Annotated in this window: 10 protein-coding genes and 1 riboswitch; of the genes, 7 read left to right on the top strand and 3 right to left on the bottom strand. The window is 69.0% G+C overall.

Annotated elements, in window-relative coordinates:
• The 4 genes from OCQ_RS24980 (at position 1) to OCQ_RS24965 (ending at position 6,596) form a co-directional block, all read left to right on the top strand.
• A complete protein-coding gene (locus tag OCQ_RS24980) occupies positions 1-1,200 on the top strand; it encodes a CaiB/BaiF CoA transferase family protein (protein ID WP_014386088.1) in 1,200 nt (399 codons plus the stop codon).
• Entirely contained in the window at positions 1,197-2,909 is a 1,713-nt protein-coding gene (locus OCQ_RS24975; protein WP_014386087.1) for a thiamine pyrophosphate-binding protein, read from the top strand. The genes OCQ_RS24980 and OCQ_RS24975 overlap by 4 nt, the downstream gene beginning before the upstream one ends.
• A gap of 28 nt (positions 2,910-2,937) precedes the next feature.
• Positions 2,938-4,368 (top strand): aldehyde dehydrogenase family protein, encoded by a 1,431-nt coding sequence (locus tag OCQ_RS24970; RefSeq protein ID WP_014386086.1) that lies wholly within the window; start codon positions 2,938-2,940, stop codon positions 4,366-4,368.
• 233 nt (positions 4,369-4,601) lie between these two features.
• On the top strand, positions 4,602-6,596 hold the full coding sequence (locus tag OCQ_RS24965) for an acyltransferase family protein (RefSeq protein WP_014386085.1): 1,995 nt from the start codon (positions 4,602-4,604) through the stop codon (positions 6,594-6,596).
• 3 nt (positions 6,597-6,599) lie between these two features.
• Here the strand turns inward: OCQ_RS24965 and OCQ_RS24960 are convergent, their stop codons facing one another.
• Positions 6,600-7,259, bottom strand: a complete 660-nt coding sequence (locus OCQ_RS24960; protein WP_014386084.1) for an O-methyltransferase — start codon at positions 7,257-7,259, stop codon at positions 6,600-6,602.
• Between the two features lie 112 nt (positions 7,260-7,371).
• Positions 7,372-7,544, top strand: a riboswitch (M-box (ykoK) riboswitch).
• A gap of 249 nt (positions 7,545-7,793) precedes the next feature.
• Between OCQ_RS24960 and OCQ_RS26705 the strand changes: the two genes are divergently transcribed.
• Positions 7,794-8,009 (top strand): hypothetical protein, encoded by a 216-nt coding sequence (locus tag OCQ_RS26705; RefSeq protein ID WP_131810750.1) that lies wholly within the window; start codon positions 7,794-7,796, stop codon positions 8,007-8,009.
• 71 nt (positions 8,010-8,080) lie between these two features.
• Positions 8,081-9,874, top strand: coding sequence for an NRAMP family divalent metal transporter (locus tag OCQ_RS24955; protein WP_232065627.1), 1,794 nt, complete (start codon positions 8,081-8,083; stop codon positions 9,872-9,874).
• Here OCQ_RS24955 and OCQ_RS24950 read toward each other — a convergent pair.
• Complete coding sequence (locus tag OCQ_RS24950; RefSeq protein ID WP_014386082.1) at positions 9,866-10,810, bottom strand: NADP-dependent oxidoreductase; 945 nt, start codon at positions 10,808-10,810, stop codon at positions 9,866-9,868. The genes OCQ_RS24955 and OCQ_RS24950 overlap by 9 nt on opposite strands.
• A gap of 129 nt (positions 10,811-10,939) precedes the next feature.
• On the opposite strand from OCQ_RS24950, the gene OCQ_RS24945 reads away from it, so the two are divergent.
• Positions 10,940-11,572: a hypothetical protein gene (locus tag OCQ_RS24945; protein WP_014386081.1), complete on the top strand. Its 633-nt coding sequence runs from the start codon at positions 10,940-10,942 to the stop codon at positions 11,570-11,572.
• Positions 11,573-11,584: 12 nt separating this feature from the next.
• Here the strand turns inward: OCQ_RS24945 and car are convergent, their stop codons facing one another.
• Entirely contained in the window at positions 11,585-15,151 is a 3,567-nt protein-coding gene (car, locus tag OCQ_RS24940) for a carboxylic acid reductase (protein WP_014386080.1), read from the bottom strand.
• Positions 15,152-15,202 lie beyond the last annotated feature (51 nt).

The following is a 15,202-nucleotide window of genomic DNA, read 5'->3' as shown; positions in this document are numbered from 1 at the left end:
ATGGCCGGTGTGCGCGTGATCGATCTCACCGCGATGGTGATGGGGCCCTACTGCACCCAGATCATGGCCGACATGGGCGCCGATGTGATCAAAGTCGAACCGCCCCAAGGCGATAACACCCGCTACATCTCGGTCGGCCCGGCGCCGGGCATGAGCGGGGTGTTCGTCAACGTCAACCGCGGCAAGCGCAGCGTCGTGCTGGACCTGCAGACCGACGCCGGAAAGCGGGCGCTACGCGCTTTGGTCGAGACCGCCGACGTGTTCATCCACTCGATGCGCGCCAAGGCGATCGCCAAGCTCGGCTTCGGCTACGACGACGTCGCCGCGATCAATCCCAAAGTCGTCTACACCAATTGCTACGGGTACGGGCGACGCGGACCCGATCGCGACCGCCCGGCCTACGACGACACGATCCAGGCCGAATGCGGCCTGCCGGCGGTGCAGCAGCAGTTGACCGGCGAGGCCGACTACGTCGGCACCATCATGGCCGACAAGATCGCCGGGCTGACAGCGCTGTACGCAACGACGATGGCGTTGTTCCACCGCGAGCGCACCGGGCAGGGCCAAGAGGTCGAGGTCGCCATGTTCGAAACCATGGCGTCGTTCATGCTCGTCGAGCATGCCAACGGCGCCCTGTTCGATCCCCCGCTGGGGCCCGCGGTGTATCCGCGCACCGTGGCGCCCAACCGCCGTCCGTACCGCACCAGCGACGGCCACATCGCCGCACTGATCTACAACGACAAGCACTGGAACGCGTTCATGAACGCCGTGCGGCCGCCGTGGGCCAGCGAGCTGTACGCGACGCTGGAACAGCGCGCCCGCGAAATCGACACCATCTACGGGCTGGTGGCCGAGACCATGAAAGAGCGATCCACCGCGGAGTGGTTGGAGCTGCTGCGCGAACTCGAGATCCCGGCCGCGCCGTTGAACACGCCCGGCGCGCTGTTCGACGATCCGCATCTCAAGGCTGTCGGCATGTTCGAGACCGTGGACACCCCGCATGGGCCGGTGCGCTTCCCCGGCGTGCCCACCTGGTTCTCCCAGACACCGGGCCGCGTCGCGGGGCCGGCGCCCGAACTCGGCGCCCATACCGAGGACGTGCTCGCCGAAATCGGCGCGAGCGGTCCCGGACTCGCACGAAACACACCGCCAGAGCACGATTTTGCGTCTGCTCGCCAGGGAGAGGAACTTCAACAATGACCGTGCCGGTGTACAAGCGCATTCTCGACCTGTTCGAGGCCGAGGGGGTGAACACCCTGTTCGGGATCCCGGACCCGAACTTCGTGCACATGTTCGCCGAGGCCGACGCGCGCGGGTGGTCGGTGGTCGCGCCGCATCACGAGTTGAGCGCGGGTTTCATGGCCGAGGCGGCGTCACGGATGACCGGCAAGCCCGGGCTGTGCATCGGGACGCTCGGCCCGGGCATGGCGAACATGGCCGGAGCGATCCAGTGCGCGCTCGTGGAGAACTCGCCGGTGATCTTCCTCGGCGGCCAGCGCGCCCGCATCACCGAGCGCCGGGTGCGGCGCGGGCGCATCCAATTCGTCCGCCAGGAGCCCCTTTTCGCCCCGTCCGTCAAGTACAGCGCGTCCATCGAGTACGCCGACCAGACCGACGAGATCATCCATGAGGCCATCCGCCGGGCCATGTCCAGCACTCCCGGCCCGGCCTACGTCGAATACCCGTCGCACGTCATCCTCGAAGAGCTCGACGTGGCCGATCCGCTGCCGCCGCATCGGTATCGCCTCGTTAACCAGGGGGCGGGCGCCCCGGAGATCGCCAAGGCCGCCAAGCTGATTCGCGAAGCGAAGAGCCCGATCCTGTTGGTGGGCCACGGCGTGCACACGTCGCGCACCGGCCCCGCGGTGAAGGAGCTCGCCGACCTGATGGCCTGCCCGGTCATCCAGACCTCCGGGGGTACTTCGTACATCCCGGGCCTGCAGGAGCGGACCTTCCCCTACCTGTTCTCCCCGGCCGCCAACGAGGCGGTCGAGCAATCCGACCTGTGCGTCGCGCTGGGAACCGAACTCGGTGAGCCCATGCACTACGGCCGGACCCAGCATTGGGCGGGCAACGACGCGAATCGCAAATGGGTGTACGTCGAGCAGGACCCGGCCGCCATCGGCGTCAATCGACAGTTCGACGTGCCGCTGGTCGGCGATCTGCGCGGCGTCGTGCCGCAGCTGGTCGAGGCGCTCCGGGACACCCCGCGCACCCCGTCGCCCAGCCTCGAGAAGTTGGTCAAGGCCGACGCCGAGGAGCTCGCACAGCTCGCCGAGACCGCGCCGTCGGGTCGTTCGCCGATCCACCCGGCGCGCTATGTCGTCGAGGCCACCAAGGCGTTCAACGAACTCGACGACGCCATCATGGTCCGCGATGGCGGCGCGACCGTCATCTTTCAGTGGACCTACTCGCAGGCCAAACCGCGCGATGTCATCTGGAACCAGAACTTCGGCCACCTCGGCACCGGCCTGCCCTACGCGGTCGGGGCTTCCGTCGCCGAGGGCGGCAAGCGCCCCGTCATGCTGCTGACCAGCGACTCGGCCTTCCTCTTCCACATCGCGGAACTGGAAACGGCTGCGCGGCAGAACCTTCCGCTGGTGTGCGTGGTGGGCGTCGACCACCAGTGGGGCCTGGAGGTCGGCGTCTACAAGCGCACGTTCGCCCAGCCGTCACCGCAGCCCGGCGTGCACTGGAGCAAGGACGTCCGGATGGACAAGATCGCGGAGGGCTTCGGGTGCCATGGCGAGTTCGTCGAGAAGGAATCCGAGATCGGACCGGCCATCGCACGCGCCTACGCCAGCGGCAAAGTCGGTGTGGTGCACGTGTGCATCGACCCGAAGGCCAACTCCGAGGAGATGCCCAAGTACGACCGATTCCGCACCTGGTATGCAGAAGGCACCCAGTGAGCGCCGCAACTAAGGAAGAGTGCTAGCTATGCGCGAATACCTGAAGTTCTACATCGACGGACAATGGGTCGACCCGGTGCGGCCCAACCCCTTCGAGGTGGAAAACCCGGCGACCGAGCAGGTTTCGGGAAAGATCTCGCTGGGGTCGGCGGCCGACGTCGACGTGGCGGTTCAGGCCGCCCGGCGCGCCTTCGCGGGCTGGTCGCTGAGCACCCGCGAACAGCGCCTGGACCTGTTGCAGTCCATCCTCGCCGAATACCAGAAGCGGGCCGACGATCTCGCCGAGGCGGTCACCGAGGAGATCGGCGCGCCGCCCTCACTGGCCGCGGGCCCGCAGGTCTTCCTCGGCATCGGCCACCTCACGACGGCCATCGACGTGCTGAAGAACTTCCCGTTCTCCGAACACAAAGGGGAGACCCTGATCGCCAAGGAGCCGATCGGTGTCTGCGGCTTGATCACGCCGTGGAACTGGCCGATCAACCAGGTCGCCGTCAAGGTGTATCCGGCGCTGGCCACCGGCTGCACCGTCGTCCTGAAACCCTCTGAGGTCGCGCCGTATTCGCCGTACATCTTCGCCGAGATCCTGGCCGCCGCGGGCGTGCCGGCCGGGGTGTTCAATCTGGTCAACGGTGACGGCGCGGGCGTGGGCGCGGCGCTGGCGAGCCATCCCGACATCGACATGGTGTCGTTCACCGGGTCCACCCGCGCCGGGATCGAGGTCGCCAAGAACGCCGCCCCGACGGTGAAGCGAGTGACCCAGGAACTCGGCGGCAAGAGCCCCAACATCGTCCTCGACGACGGCGGCTTCGCCGACGGCGTCCGCGCCGGCGTGGCCAACATGATGCCCAACTCCGGGCAGAGCTGTAACGCGCCGTCGCGCATGCTGGTGCCGAATTCACGGATGGCCGAGGCCATTACGATCGCGCGCGAGGTGGCCGAACAGGTCAAGGTGGGCAGCGCCGACGACGCGACGGCGATCGGGCCGGTGGCGTCGAGGACGCAGTTCGAGAAGGTGCAGCGGCTGATCCAGCAGGGCATCGACGAGGGCGCGACCGTGGTCGCGGGCGGCCCGGGCCGACCGGCGGGGCTGGACACGGGGTACTACGTCAAGCCGACCGTCTTCGCGCATGTCACCAACGACATGACGATCGCGCGCGAGGAGATCTTCGGGCCGGTGCTGTGCATCCTCGGCTACGACGACATCGACCAGGCCGTCGAGATCGCCAACGACACCGAGTACGGCCTCGCCGGCTATGTCTCCGGGGCCGACCTCGACACGGCGCGCGAGGTTGCCCGCCGGATCCGCGCGGGATGGGTGACGATCAATCACGCGTTCGACATGAACGCGCCGTTCGGCGGCTACAAGCGCAGCGGCAACGGCCGCGAATGGAGCGAATTCGGCTTCCACGAGTACCTGGAGGTCAAGAGCACCCTGGGCTACGCCCCCGGCAAGGCCTGACGCCCGACCCCGAAATCCGAACGCAGCGCAGCGGGAAACCGTTGCGTGTCCTCCCCGCGATCCCGCGCGTCCGCCCTTAAGCTGGCTCCGTTCACGAGGAGGGGCAGCGACGTATCGGCATCAACCATGGCGCCGGGCGGGATGGTAGTCACGGCGCGCTGACAGCGAGCATCGAGCCGGGCGGGTCTCACCCCGCACCGGCTCGTCGTTCTCGGCCCCGATGGGTCGCCCCCGTGCGCCGGGTCGGCCGGCTGGGGGTCTGGGACGGGCCGGAGGGGCGCAGCGGAATCCCGGCGCTCGACGGCCTGCGCGCGATCGCCGTTGCGCTGGTGCTCATCGGGCACGGCGGCATCCCCGGCGTCAGCGGCGGATTCATCGGCGTCGACGTCTTCTTCGTCCTGAGCGGATTCCTCATCACCTCGCTGCTGCTCGACGAGCTGGGACGCACCGGTCGCATCGACCTCACCGGCTTCTGGATCCGGCGCGCGCGGCGACTCCTGCCGGCGCTGGTGTTGATGGTGCTCACCGTGGCCGCAGCCCGGCAGCTGCTGCCCGAGCGGTCGCTCACCGGCCTGCGCGACGACGCCATCGCGGCGTTCGTGTGGCTGGCGAACTGGCGGTTCGTCGCGCAGAAGACCGACTACTTCACCCAGGGCGCACCGCCGTCGCCGCTGCAGCACACCTGGTCGCTCGGCGTGGAGGAGCAGTACTACTTCGTCTGGCCGCTGCTGCTGATCGCGGTCACGCTGGCGCTGGCGGCGCGCGCGAGGCGCCGTTTCACCCGGGCCACCGTCGGCGGCGTGCGCTTCGCGACGTTCGTCATCGCCACCGTGGGGGCCCTGGCGTCCGCGGCGCTCGCCATCGTCATGGTGTCCGACGGCACCCGCGACCGGATCTATTTCGGCACCGACACCCGCGCGCAGGCGCTCCTGGTCGGCGCGTCGGCGGCGGCCCTGCTGGTGCGGGATTGGCCGTCGATGAACCGCGGCTGGTGCATGATCCGCACGCGGTGGGGGCGGCGCGCCGCCCGGATTCTGCCGCTCCTGGGCTTGGCGGGTCTGGCGGCCGCGACCCACTACGCGACCGGCGCCAGCGGCGAATTCCGCCACGGCTTGCTGATCGGCGTCGCGATCGCGGCCGTGTTCGTCATCGCCCCGGTCGCCCTGGAGCAGCGCGGCGTCGTCGCGCGCGCGCTCGCGTTGCCGCCGCTGGTGTGGCTCGGCACCATCTCCTACGGCGTGTACCTGTGGCACTGGCCGATCTTCTTGGCGCTCAACGGCGAACGCACCGGGTGGTCCGGGCTGCCGCTGTTCGCCGCGCGGTGCGCCGCCGCGGTGGTGTTGGCCGCGGCGTCGTACTGGGTGCTCGAGCAGCCCATCCGGCGCTGGCGGCCGGCGCGGGTGCCGCTGCTACCGCTGGCGGCGGCGACCGTCGCCAGCGCCGCGGCGGTGACGCTGTTGGTGGTTCCGGTGGGAGCCGGGCCGGGGCTGCGCGAACCGGGCTTGCCGCCCGGAGTCTCCGCGGTCGCGGCCGTCTCGCCGTCACCGCCCGGCGAAAGCCGGCCGCGGGATCCCAACCGGCCGTTCACCGTATCGGTGTTCGGGGACTCGATCGGGTGGACGTGGATGCACTACCTCCCGCCGACGCCGGGATTCACGTTCCTCGACCACACCGTCATCGGATGCAGCCTGGTGCGCGGCACCCCGTACCGGTATGTGGGCCAAACCCTCGAGCAGCGATCCGAGTGCGACGGCTGGCCGATCCGATGGGCCAGGCAGGTCGCCCAGGACCAACCCGACGTCGCGCTGCTGATCATCGGCCGCTGGGAAACCGTGGACCGCGTCAACGAGGGCCAGTGGACCCACATCGGCGACCCGACCTTCGACGCCTACCTCAACGGCGAGCTGGAGCGGGCGCTGACCATCGCCGGCTCCACCGGTGTGCGGGTGGTGGTCGCGACCGTGCCCTACAGCCGCGGCGGTGAAAAGCCGGACGGCCGGCTGTATCCGGAGGACCAGCCGGACCGGGTCAACCTGTGGAACACCATGCTGCGCAAGACCGTCAGCCACCACCCGAACGTCGCGATCCTCGACCTGAACAAGAAGCTGTGCCCCGACGGCGTCTATACCGCCAAGGTCGACGGCATCAAGGTGCGCAGCGACGGCGTGCACCTGACCCCGGAAGGGGTGAAGTGGCTGACGCCGTGGCTCGAGGAGTCGCTGCGCTAGCCGCTAAGTGCCTGTGCGGCAGCTGATCTCCATGCTGTCGCTGTCGCGGACCTGGAAGTTGAAGCTGACGTAGCCGTTGGCCTGGTCGCGCACGCGGTCGAGATACGGGGCCATATCGGCCGAGCTGGCGTTGTCGGCGATGACCAACGCACCCGTGGACAGCCGGGGCTCCAGCAGCTCGATCACGGGCAGGTACAAATCTTTCCAACCGTCGAGCAGCAGAAAATCGACCGCCCCGTCCACGCTTTTCAACGTGCTCAGCGCATCGCCCTCCAGGATCGTGATCACATCGTCCAAGCCCGTCTCGGCGAACGTCTTCTTCGCGGCCGCGATCTTGGCGGCGCTGAGCTCGGTGGTCACGACGCGGCCGCTCCCGTTGTCACGCACCGCGGCGGCCAGGTGAACGGCGGAAATGCCGAACGACATCCCGAATTCGACGACCGTCGCCGGGCGGGTGGCGCGAACCAACGAATACAGCAGCCGGCCGGCTTCGGGCGTCACGGGGATGTAGAACTCGCTCATCGCGTCGGCCCGCTCCTGGGCGGACATCGGTTGATCGAAGGTGCCACGCCGCTCGCGCAACAGCGACATCTGGTTCTTCGACTCGGCGTACATGCGGTCGAGCGTCGATGCGACCCGGGGATCCTGCAGCGTTGTGGTCATCTCGCCGAGCCTAGGCGTGCGGCCTGGGTGGGCGCTGGGAGCCCGCCGACGGCGCCACGCTCAGCGCAAATGAGTTTGACGAGCCCGGGCCGCGGTGCCACTATGGACTCCGCAAGCACCTCGGTAGGTGAGGCGTCTGCATGGATACAGGCCACTGACCCCGAACGTCGAGAGACGCCCCGGGTCAGGACAGCTCTTCCCGGACCCAAGGGTTGAGCCCAAGTGGCTTCTGGAACGTTCCGGATACGCCGTGCAGTGCCGAAGCTCCGACGAGAGGGGTGCGACCGGCGGCTTTGGTGCCGTCGGTCATTCCTGCCTCTCTCGTTCAGGTGAATGTGACGACACCCGCGTGTGTCCCGGCCGTGAGGAGGTGAGGGCGAGATGAGTCCCGGCGATAGTCCGCATCCGAAATTCGTTTTGTCCCGATCCGGCTCCGGCATTCCTTCCGCCGCCTGACCTTGCGTTTGGTCCTGCGCGGCTGACACGTCCCACGGACAGTGTCGATGCCGATCGGACCCCTGGCAGGAGAAGATCATGGCTTTTGTTGTTACGCACCGTTTTTCCGCCGTTCCGCGGGGACGCCGGCGGTCGATGCTGCGCGCGGGCCGGTTGCTGGCCGACAAGCTGCACCTGCGGACCAACCTGACCCCGCAGGAGCGCGCCAACCTGTACGTCTCGCGGATGCCGATCGCGGTGGTCACCGCCTCGCTGGGCGGGCACGCGTCGGGACGCCCCGACAACCACTGGTGATTCGCCCCACGCATCGAGTGCATCCGCATGCCCTCACCCGTGGTGAGAGCGATTCGTACAGCGAGGACCAGATGACGTCGATCCACACCGGCGGCGGCCGTGGCCTGGGTTCGGGCCGCACGGCCGCCGCCGCGGAGAACCCGCGCGCCGAGGCGCCGGCGTCGACGGTGCTCGACACCGCGCACGTCGGCGACATCGTCGGCGCGTTCGGTCGCATCGGGCGCACCGACGGGACCGTGACCGGCAGCTGGCGGCGGCTGAAGACACTGGCGGTCATCACCGGTCCCGGCCTGATCGTGATGGTCGGCGACAACGACGCCGGTGGCGTCGCGACCTACGCCCAGGCCGGCCAGGACTACGGGATGGGCCTGCTGTGGACGCTGGTGCTGATGATCCCGGTGCTCTACGTGAACCAGGAAATGGTGCTGCGGCTGGGCGCGGTCGCCCGGGTGGGTCACGCGCGCTTGATCTTCGAACGGTTCGGCAAGTTCTGGGGCGCCTTCAGCGTCGGCGACCTGCTGATCTTGAACGCGTTGACGATCGTCACCGAATTCATCGGTGTGTCAATGGCTCTCGGGTTCTTGGGTTGTCCGAAGTTCGTCGCCGTCCCAGCGGCCGCGGTGCTGTTGTTCGCCGTCGTGGCCGGGGGTTCGTTTCGCCGCTGGGAGCGGTTGATGTTCCTGTTGATCGCGGTGAACGTGCTGATCATCCCGATGGTGCTGCTGGCGCATCCGGCCCCGAAAGCGACTGCGGCCGGGCTGATCCCGCAGTTCCCCGGCGGGCTGAACTCGACCGTGCTGCTCCTGGTGGTCGCGATCGTGGGGACGACGGTCGCGCCGTGGCAGCTGTTCTTCCAGCAGTCCAACGTGGTGGACAAGCGCATCACCGCGCGCTGGATCCCTTACGGCCGGGCCGATTTGGTGATCGGGATCGTCGTGGTCATGGTCGGGGCGACGGCGCTGATGGCGGTGACGGCCTTCGGGATGGCGGGCACCGCCGACGCCGGGCACTTCACCGACGCCGGAGCGGTCGCCGCGGGGTTGTCGCGGCATCTGGGCGGCACGGTGGGGGCGCTGTTCGCGATCATCCTGCTGGACGCGTCGCTGATCGGCGCCAACGCCGTCGGCCTGGCGACCACCTATGCCGTCGGCGACGCCCTGGGCAAGCGGCACTCGTTGCACTGGAAGATCGGCGAGGCGCCGGTGTTCTACGGCGGCTACGCGGTGCTGCTTGCGGTGTCGGCCGCGGTGTCCTTCAGCCCCGACCACGTCCTGGGCCTGGTGACCCAGGGCGTGCAGGCGCTCGCCGGCGTGCTGCTTCCCTCGGCCACCGTGTTTCTGGTGTTGCTGTGCAACGACCGCGCGGTGTTGGGACCGTGGGTGAACACGGTGCGGCAGAACATCGTTGCGTGGAGCATCGTGTGGTGTCTGGTGCTGTTGTCCCTGGCGTTGACGGCGACGACCTTCTTCCCGGACCTGTCCACCGCCACCATCGAGACCGGGCTCGCCGCCGGCGCCGCGGTCGGCATCGCCGGCGGCGCGGTGATGGTCGTCGTCGGCCGCAGGCATCGCAGCCTGGCCGCGGCGGAAGCCATCGTGCGCACCCTCGGAGGCGGGCTGGACCCGGAGCAGGTCGACGAACTCGACGACGCCGCATCGCTCACCCGTGCCGAACGGCGGGCCGTGCGCCGCCAGGACCGGGCCGGCTGGGTCACCCCGAACCTGGCCCTGCTCGACCGGCCCGCGATGTCGCCGATGCGCCGGGCGGGGTTGTTCACCCTGCGCGGCTACCTCGTGGTCGCCGTCGCGTTCGTCATCATCAAAATCGTGCAGGCAGGGGTCGTCGGGCCGGTCTCGTCATTGTGAGTCGGTAGGCAGCAGAACGATTTTCCCGTGGGTGTGCCGTCGCTCGAGTTCGGCGAAGGCGTCGGCGACCCGGTCCAGCGGATAGGTCGCGGCGATGTCGAAGTCGACGGCGCCGGAGGCGATCAGGCCGGCCATCTCGGCGAGCACCTCGGGTGTCGAGGCGTCCATGCTGCCCTCGGTCTTGGCGCCCACCTCGCCGGCCTTCTGGAAGGCGATGATGGTGTTGATCCGCTCCGGCGCGACGCCGAGGTCCACCGCGAGCTGGACGTAGTCCGGGCCGAACAAGTCGATGAACGCGTCGATGCCGTCGGGCGCCGCGTCGCGCAATCGCCCGGCGAGCCCCTCACCGTAGGCGATCGGGACGACGCCATGCGCGCGCAGCCAGTCGGCGTTGCCGGGGCCCGCGATGCCCAGCACGCGCGCCCCGCGCAGCGCCAGAAGTTGCACCACCAGGCTGCCCACCCCGCCCGCGGCCGCCGACACGGCGACCGTCTCACCGGCCTGCGGCGCCACCGCGCGCACGGCCGCGTACGCGGTCACGCCGGCCACGTAGAGCGAACCCGCCGTCTCCCAACCGAGTTGGGCGGGCTTACGAATCAGTTGACCCACCGGCACGGCGGCGTGAGTCGCGTGGCTGGACCGGCGCAGGCTGAATCCCAAAACCTCGTCGCCGACCGCAAATTCGGTGACCCCGGGCGCCACCGCGGTCACGACACCGGCGAGGTCGCTGCCCTCCCCGGAGGGAAAGGTGGCCGGGAACCTCTCGTGCATCGCCCCGACCCGGATGCCGGCCTCGCCGGGATTGATTCCGGCCGCGCGGACCTCGACGACAACCTCGCCCGGTCCGGGCGTGGGCATGTCGATGTCCGCCACGTACAACACCTCACGCCCCCCGTACCGGTCGAACCGTACGGCGCGCGCCGCTGCAGCGGTCATGCCGATCTCCTCACCGCGACGATGCCCCCACCCACGCCAGCATAGGCACGCAAAGCGCTACCCACCGGCGGCCCGTTGGGCATATGTTCGTAGCAACTCGGGCACGGATGACGCGTGGAAGGAACATGCGTGGGGGCTCCTCGAATCGGTATCGCCGGCCGGGTCGTGTGGCACGCGGCCGCGATCGTCGCGGTCGGCGCCGCGAGCACGGGCTGCGGCGGCTCCGACAAGCCCCCACCGCCGTCGGCGGCGGAGTCGGGCCCGTCCGCGTCCCCGACCGACTCGGGCGCGGTCACCGGGCCGCCGCCGGGGCAACCCACCGATTACGGCTACCTGCTGATCAAGCCGGGCGACGTGGGCGGGGGTCTCACCGCACCCCAGTCGCCGATGCTCAACCCCAACAACGCGCCGGGGGTCGCGCAGCTGTTCGCCAACGCCGACAGCGGCCGCCGGCTGTGGGACACCATCGTGGTGACCGCCGACCCGTCGGCCGCCGCGGCCGAACTCGCCGGCAGCAAAAGCGAATACGCGGGCAAGGTGGTCGGCGACTGGCGGCCGCTCGCCGTGGGCGCCAACGGGTCGGCGATTTCGGGTGCCTCGCCCGACAACTCCCAAGCCATGACGGTCCTGCTGTTCACCGAAGGCAAGGCGCTCGTCACCCTGGAATTCGACAGCGCACCCGACGACCCGTTCGACCCGGCCGTGACCGTCGACATCGCGCGCAAGCAAGACGATGCGATCAAGCGGGGACTGCCCGGTTAGCACCGCACGGGGCTACACCAAGCCCAGCAGGCGTAGGTCGGCGACGTACTTGTCGATCAACGCCGCCGACAGGTGCGGAATGTCCTCGTCCGCACCGATTTTGGCCGTCCGCACCGCGTGGCGGAAGACGTCGGTGGGGGCCGGCGCTCCCCGCAGTGGCGCCGCGGGTTCCCGGTAGGCGTCCAGCAGCGGCAACACCGAATGCTGGCGCTGCTTGTCCGGTAACGCGCGAAGCGCCGTGGTGAAGCGGCCCAGCCATTCGTCATAGTCCTCGATGCGCCGGATGTCGTGTCCGGCGGCGATCAGCCAGTCGACGAACACGTCCAGGGAGACGCCGTCGTCGTGTGGGTTCATCACGTCATAGGAGCGGCACTCGCCGGATTCCTCGGCCGCCATCTGTTCGCCGAGCGTGGTGACCGCTTCGGCCACGAAGTCGGCGGGCAGCCCGTCGTAGTGGGCCACGGCTCGGTTTCCGTGTTCGTCGGTCCGGTAGAACGTGGTCGGCGCGATGCCGGTGGTCAGCAGGCTGAACATCAAGCGGGTGAAGGCATCTGGCACGTTCAGCTGCCCGGCATACCGGCTGTGCGCGAGGATCATGTCGGAGCGGAAGACGGCGACCGGCAACCCGCACAGGTCGTGCGCCTCACGCAGCAACACCTCACCGGCCCACTTGCTGTTCGCGTACCCGTTCGCATAGCTGTCGTCGATCGGGCGTACCGCGCTGACCGCGCGGATGTCGCCGTCTTCGGCGAACTCGCCGGGATCGACCGTCATCGCCACGGCGACGGTCGACAGATAGGTGACGGGCTTGATGCGCGTCGTGATCGCCAGGCGGATCAACTCGGCGGTGCCGACGACGTTCGGGCCGAACAGTTGGTCGTACGGCAGCACGTGGTTGACCAGCGCGGCCGGGTGGACGATCAGATCCACGCTCTGGGCCAGGCGCTGCCAAGTCGATTGGTCCAGGCCGAGATTGGGCTCACCGATGTCGCCGACGATGACTTCCAGGTGCTCGGCGGCCAGCGTCCGGAACCGCTCCAGCAACTGCGGATCCCCGCTGTCGAAAACGGCCTCCAGCCGTTTGCCGGCCGTCGCGGTGTCCGTCGCGCGGACGATGGAGACGAGCTTCCCGCCGGTCTCGGCGAGGCGCTCGAGCCATTCGAGGGCCAGGAAGCGGCCGAGGTAGCCGTTGGCGCCGGTCAGCAGGACCGTGTGGGGTGTGCCGGTCGCGCGCGGCAGGTTCGGTGCGGCGGCCAAGGTCGTCGCGTCGATGAACTTGTCGAGGGTGAGCTCCGCGGCGCGGACCTCGGCGGCGTCGCGTCCGTGCACAGTCGCGAATGTGGGCCGCCGCGATCCCGATTTGCGTTCGGATTCAACGTATTCCGCGAGCTGGCCCAGGTCGGTGGCGGGCCCGGTGATCATTCCCACCGGCACGTCGACGTCGAAGATGTCGCGCAGCAGGTTGGAGAAGGTCAGCGCCGACAGGGAATCGCCGCCGAGTTCGATGAAGAGTGCGTCGGGGGCGGGCGGGCCGCCGGCCACACCCAGTAGCGCCTCGGCGGCCCGGGTGAGGGTGAAGACGACGGGGTGTTTGTCCGCCCCCTCGCGCAGCGCACGCAACTCGGTCACGCGGTTTTCGGCCAGCTCGGCGTAGAGCTGTTCGAGCCGGTCGGCGTAGCGCTCCTTGAGCTTCGGCCGCAGCAGCTTGCCCACGCCCGAGAGCAGGCCGTTGTCCTCGCTGAACGGCTCGGTTTCGACGATGAAGTCGACGGGCACCTCGTAGGACTGCAGTTCGGCGAGTTGCGCCGACTGGCGCAGGGATTCGGCGACGGCGGCCTTGAGGCCCTCGGGATCTTCGGTGAATCGCTCCGCGGCGTCGGCCGTCGGCACGACGACGGCCAGCAGATAGGGGCGTTCGCTGTTGCCGTATACGAAGATCTGGCGGATCAGCGGCGCGCTGGCGAAGACGGCCTCCAGGCGGGCGACGGCGACGAACTCGCCCTGCGCCAACTTCAACACGTTGTTGCGGCGGTCGACGTAGGCCAGCCGGTCCGGCTCGAGCTCGGCCATCACGTCGCCGGTCCGGTAGTAGCCGTCGGGATCGAACGCGTTGGCGGTGACGTCCGGTCGTTTGAAGTAGCCCGGCGTCGCGGTCAGCGACTTCACCAGCAATTCGCCACGCGGATAAGGCTTGTCGGTGTGGAAATAGCCGAGTTCGGGAACGTCGATGAGCTTGTAGTCGAGCACCGGGGGACGGGTCATGCGCCCGTCCTTGGTCACCATGCCGACCTCGGTCAGCCCGTAGCCGTCGAGAACGTGGACGTCCAAACAGGTTTCGACGAAGGCCCGCATCTCCGCGGCCAGCGGCGCCGTCCCGCAGAAGGCGGTCACGATGCGCCCGCCGAGGACCTGCTCACGCAGCTCGGCCCGCGCCCGGGCCTCGGCGGAGCCGGCGTCGGCGCCCGAAGCCACGAGTCGGTCGACGGCGCTCTGGTAGCGCTGGTAGAGCATTTCCGCCACCCGGGGTACCAGGCCCATCTCGGTGGGGCGCACCAGGTTCCAGTCGTCGAACAACGTGGACAGGTCGCTTTCCGGCACGAAGTAGCTGGTGCCGCCGGCCTGGAACGCGGTTGACAGCGGTATCCGGCCACCGAGGTGATTCAGCGGCATGAAGTTGACGTTGAACACGGGTGTGTCCGCGAAGTCGGGCATCAGCTCGTTGGTCCACACCTTGGCCAGCATCTGCTCGGTGTACATGGCGCCCTTGGGTAATCCGGTGCTGCCCGAGGTGTACATGATCATCGCCAGCCGCTGATCGGTATCACCGGTGTACATGGGCTCGGGCGGCAGGGCGCGTCCGCGTTCGATGATTTCGTCGAGGGTCTCGATGGTCACCGCCGCGCCGGCGGCCGCCAGCGTCGCCTGGGCGCGCTGCAGCGCCTCGCGTTGCTCGTCGACCTCGGGCTGGTAATCGAAGACCACGAGCCGCCGCAACGACGAGCTGCCCGACGCCGCCTCGACCGCGAGGTCGAGATAACCGACGCCGGCGGCCAGTATCGACGGCTCGACCTCGTCGACGATCGGTCGCAGCCGTGAGGGGGTCGTATTGTGTTGCAGCGGAACGGCAACCAGCCCGAGGTAGCCGCAGACCAGGTCGAGTGTCAGATATTCGGCGCTGGCGAAACCGACCGTCGCGACGAAGTCCCCGGGCGACACGGGGTTCGCGGCGTCGTGCCGCCACGCGGCGGCGATCGCGCGCACATCGGCCCACAGCTCGCGGTAGGTCATGGTGTCGAAGCGGGGGAGCAGTCGCGTGGTGGTACGCCCGGTCGCGGGGTCGGTGCTCAGTGTCTTGGCCCGCCAGCCCACCGCGGGCCGATCGGCGTAGCCCTCGACGAACAGCTCCAGAATCTGGGGCAGGCGCAGGCCCGGTTGGCGCGCCGCCTGCTGCAGCGACAGATCGGGTTGGGCGTTGCGGAACTGTTCGTCGGTCGCGGCCAACTCGCGGATGCGGGCGGCGACCCGCTCGCGCGCCGGGCCTCTAGAGCTAACTTTCGTGCGCTTCACATCGCCGGTCATGGCCCGCCTCTCGTTCAACTGCCTCGCTCCAACGAGAACTCATCGCCGCGG

The organism is Mycobacterium paraintracellulare (assembly GCF_000276825.1).
Lineage (GTDB): Bacteria > Actinomycetota > Actinomycetes > Mycobacteriales > Mycobacteriaceae > Mycobacterium > Mycobacterium intracellulare.
This window is presented reverse-complemented; position numbering and strand designations above follow the sequence as displayed.

Bases quoted from the DNA above. Each gene is read 5' to 3' on its own strand.
- OCQ_RS24980 (WP_014386088.1), top strand. From the start codon at position 1: ATGGCCGGTGTGCGCGTGATCGATCTCACCGCGATGGTGATGGGGCCC.
- OCQ_RS24975 (WP_014386087.1), top strand. From the start codon at position 1,197: ATGACCGTGCCGGTGTACAAGCGCATTCTCGACCTGTTCGAGGCCGAG.
- OCQ_RS24970 (WP_014386086.1), top strand. From the start codon at position 2,938: ATGCGCGAATACCTGAAGTTCTACATCGACGGACAATGGGTCGACCCG.
- OCQ_RS24960 (WP_014386084.1), bottom strand. From the start codon at position 7,259: ATGACCACAACGCTGCAGGATCCCCGGGTCGCATCGACGCTCGACCGC.
- OCQ_RS26705 (WP_131810750.1), top strand. From the start codon at position 7,794: ATGGCTTTTGTTGTTACGCACCGTTTTTCCGCCGTTCCGCGGGGACGC.
- OCQ_RS24955 (WP_232065627.1), top strand. From the start codon at position 8,081: ATGACGTCGATCCACACCGGCGGCGGCCGTGGCCTGGGTTCGGGCCGC.
- OCQ_RS24950 (WP_014386082.1), bottom strand. From the start codon at position 10,810: ATGACCGCTGCAGCGGCGCGCGCCGTACGGTTCGACCGGTACGGGGGG.
- car (WP_014386080.1), bottom strand. From the start codon at position 15,151: ATGACCGGCGATGTGAAGCGCACGAAAGTTAGCTCTAGAGGCCCGGCG.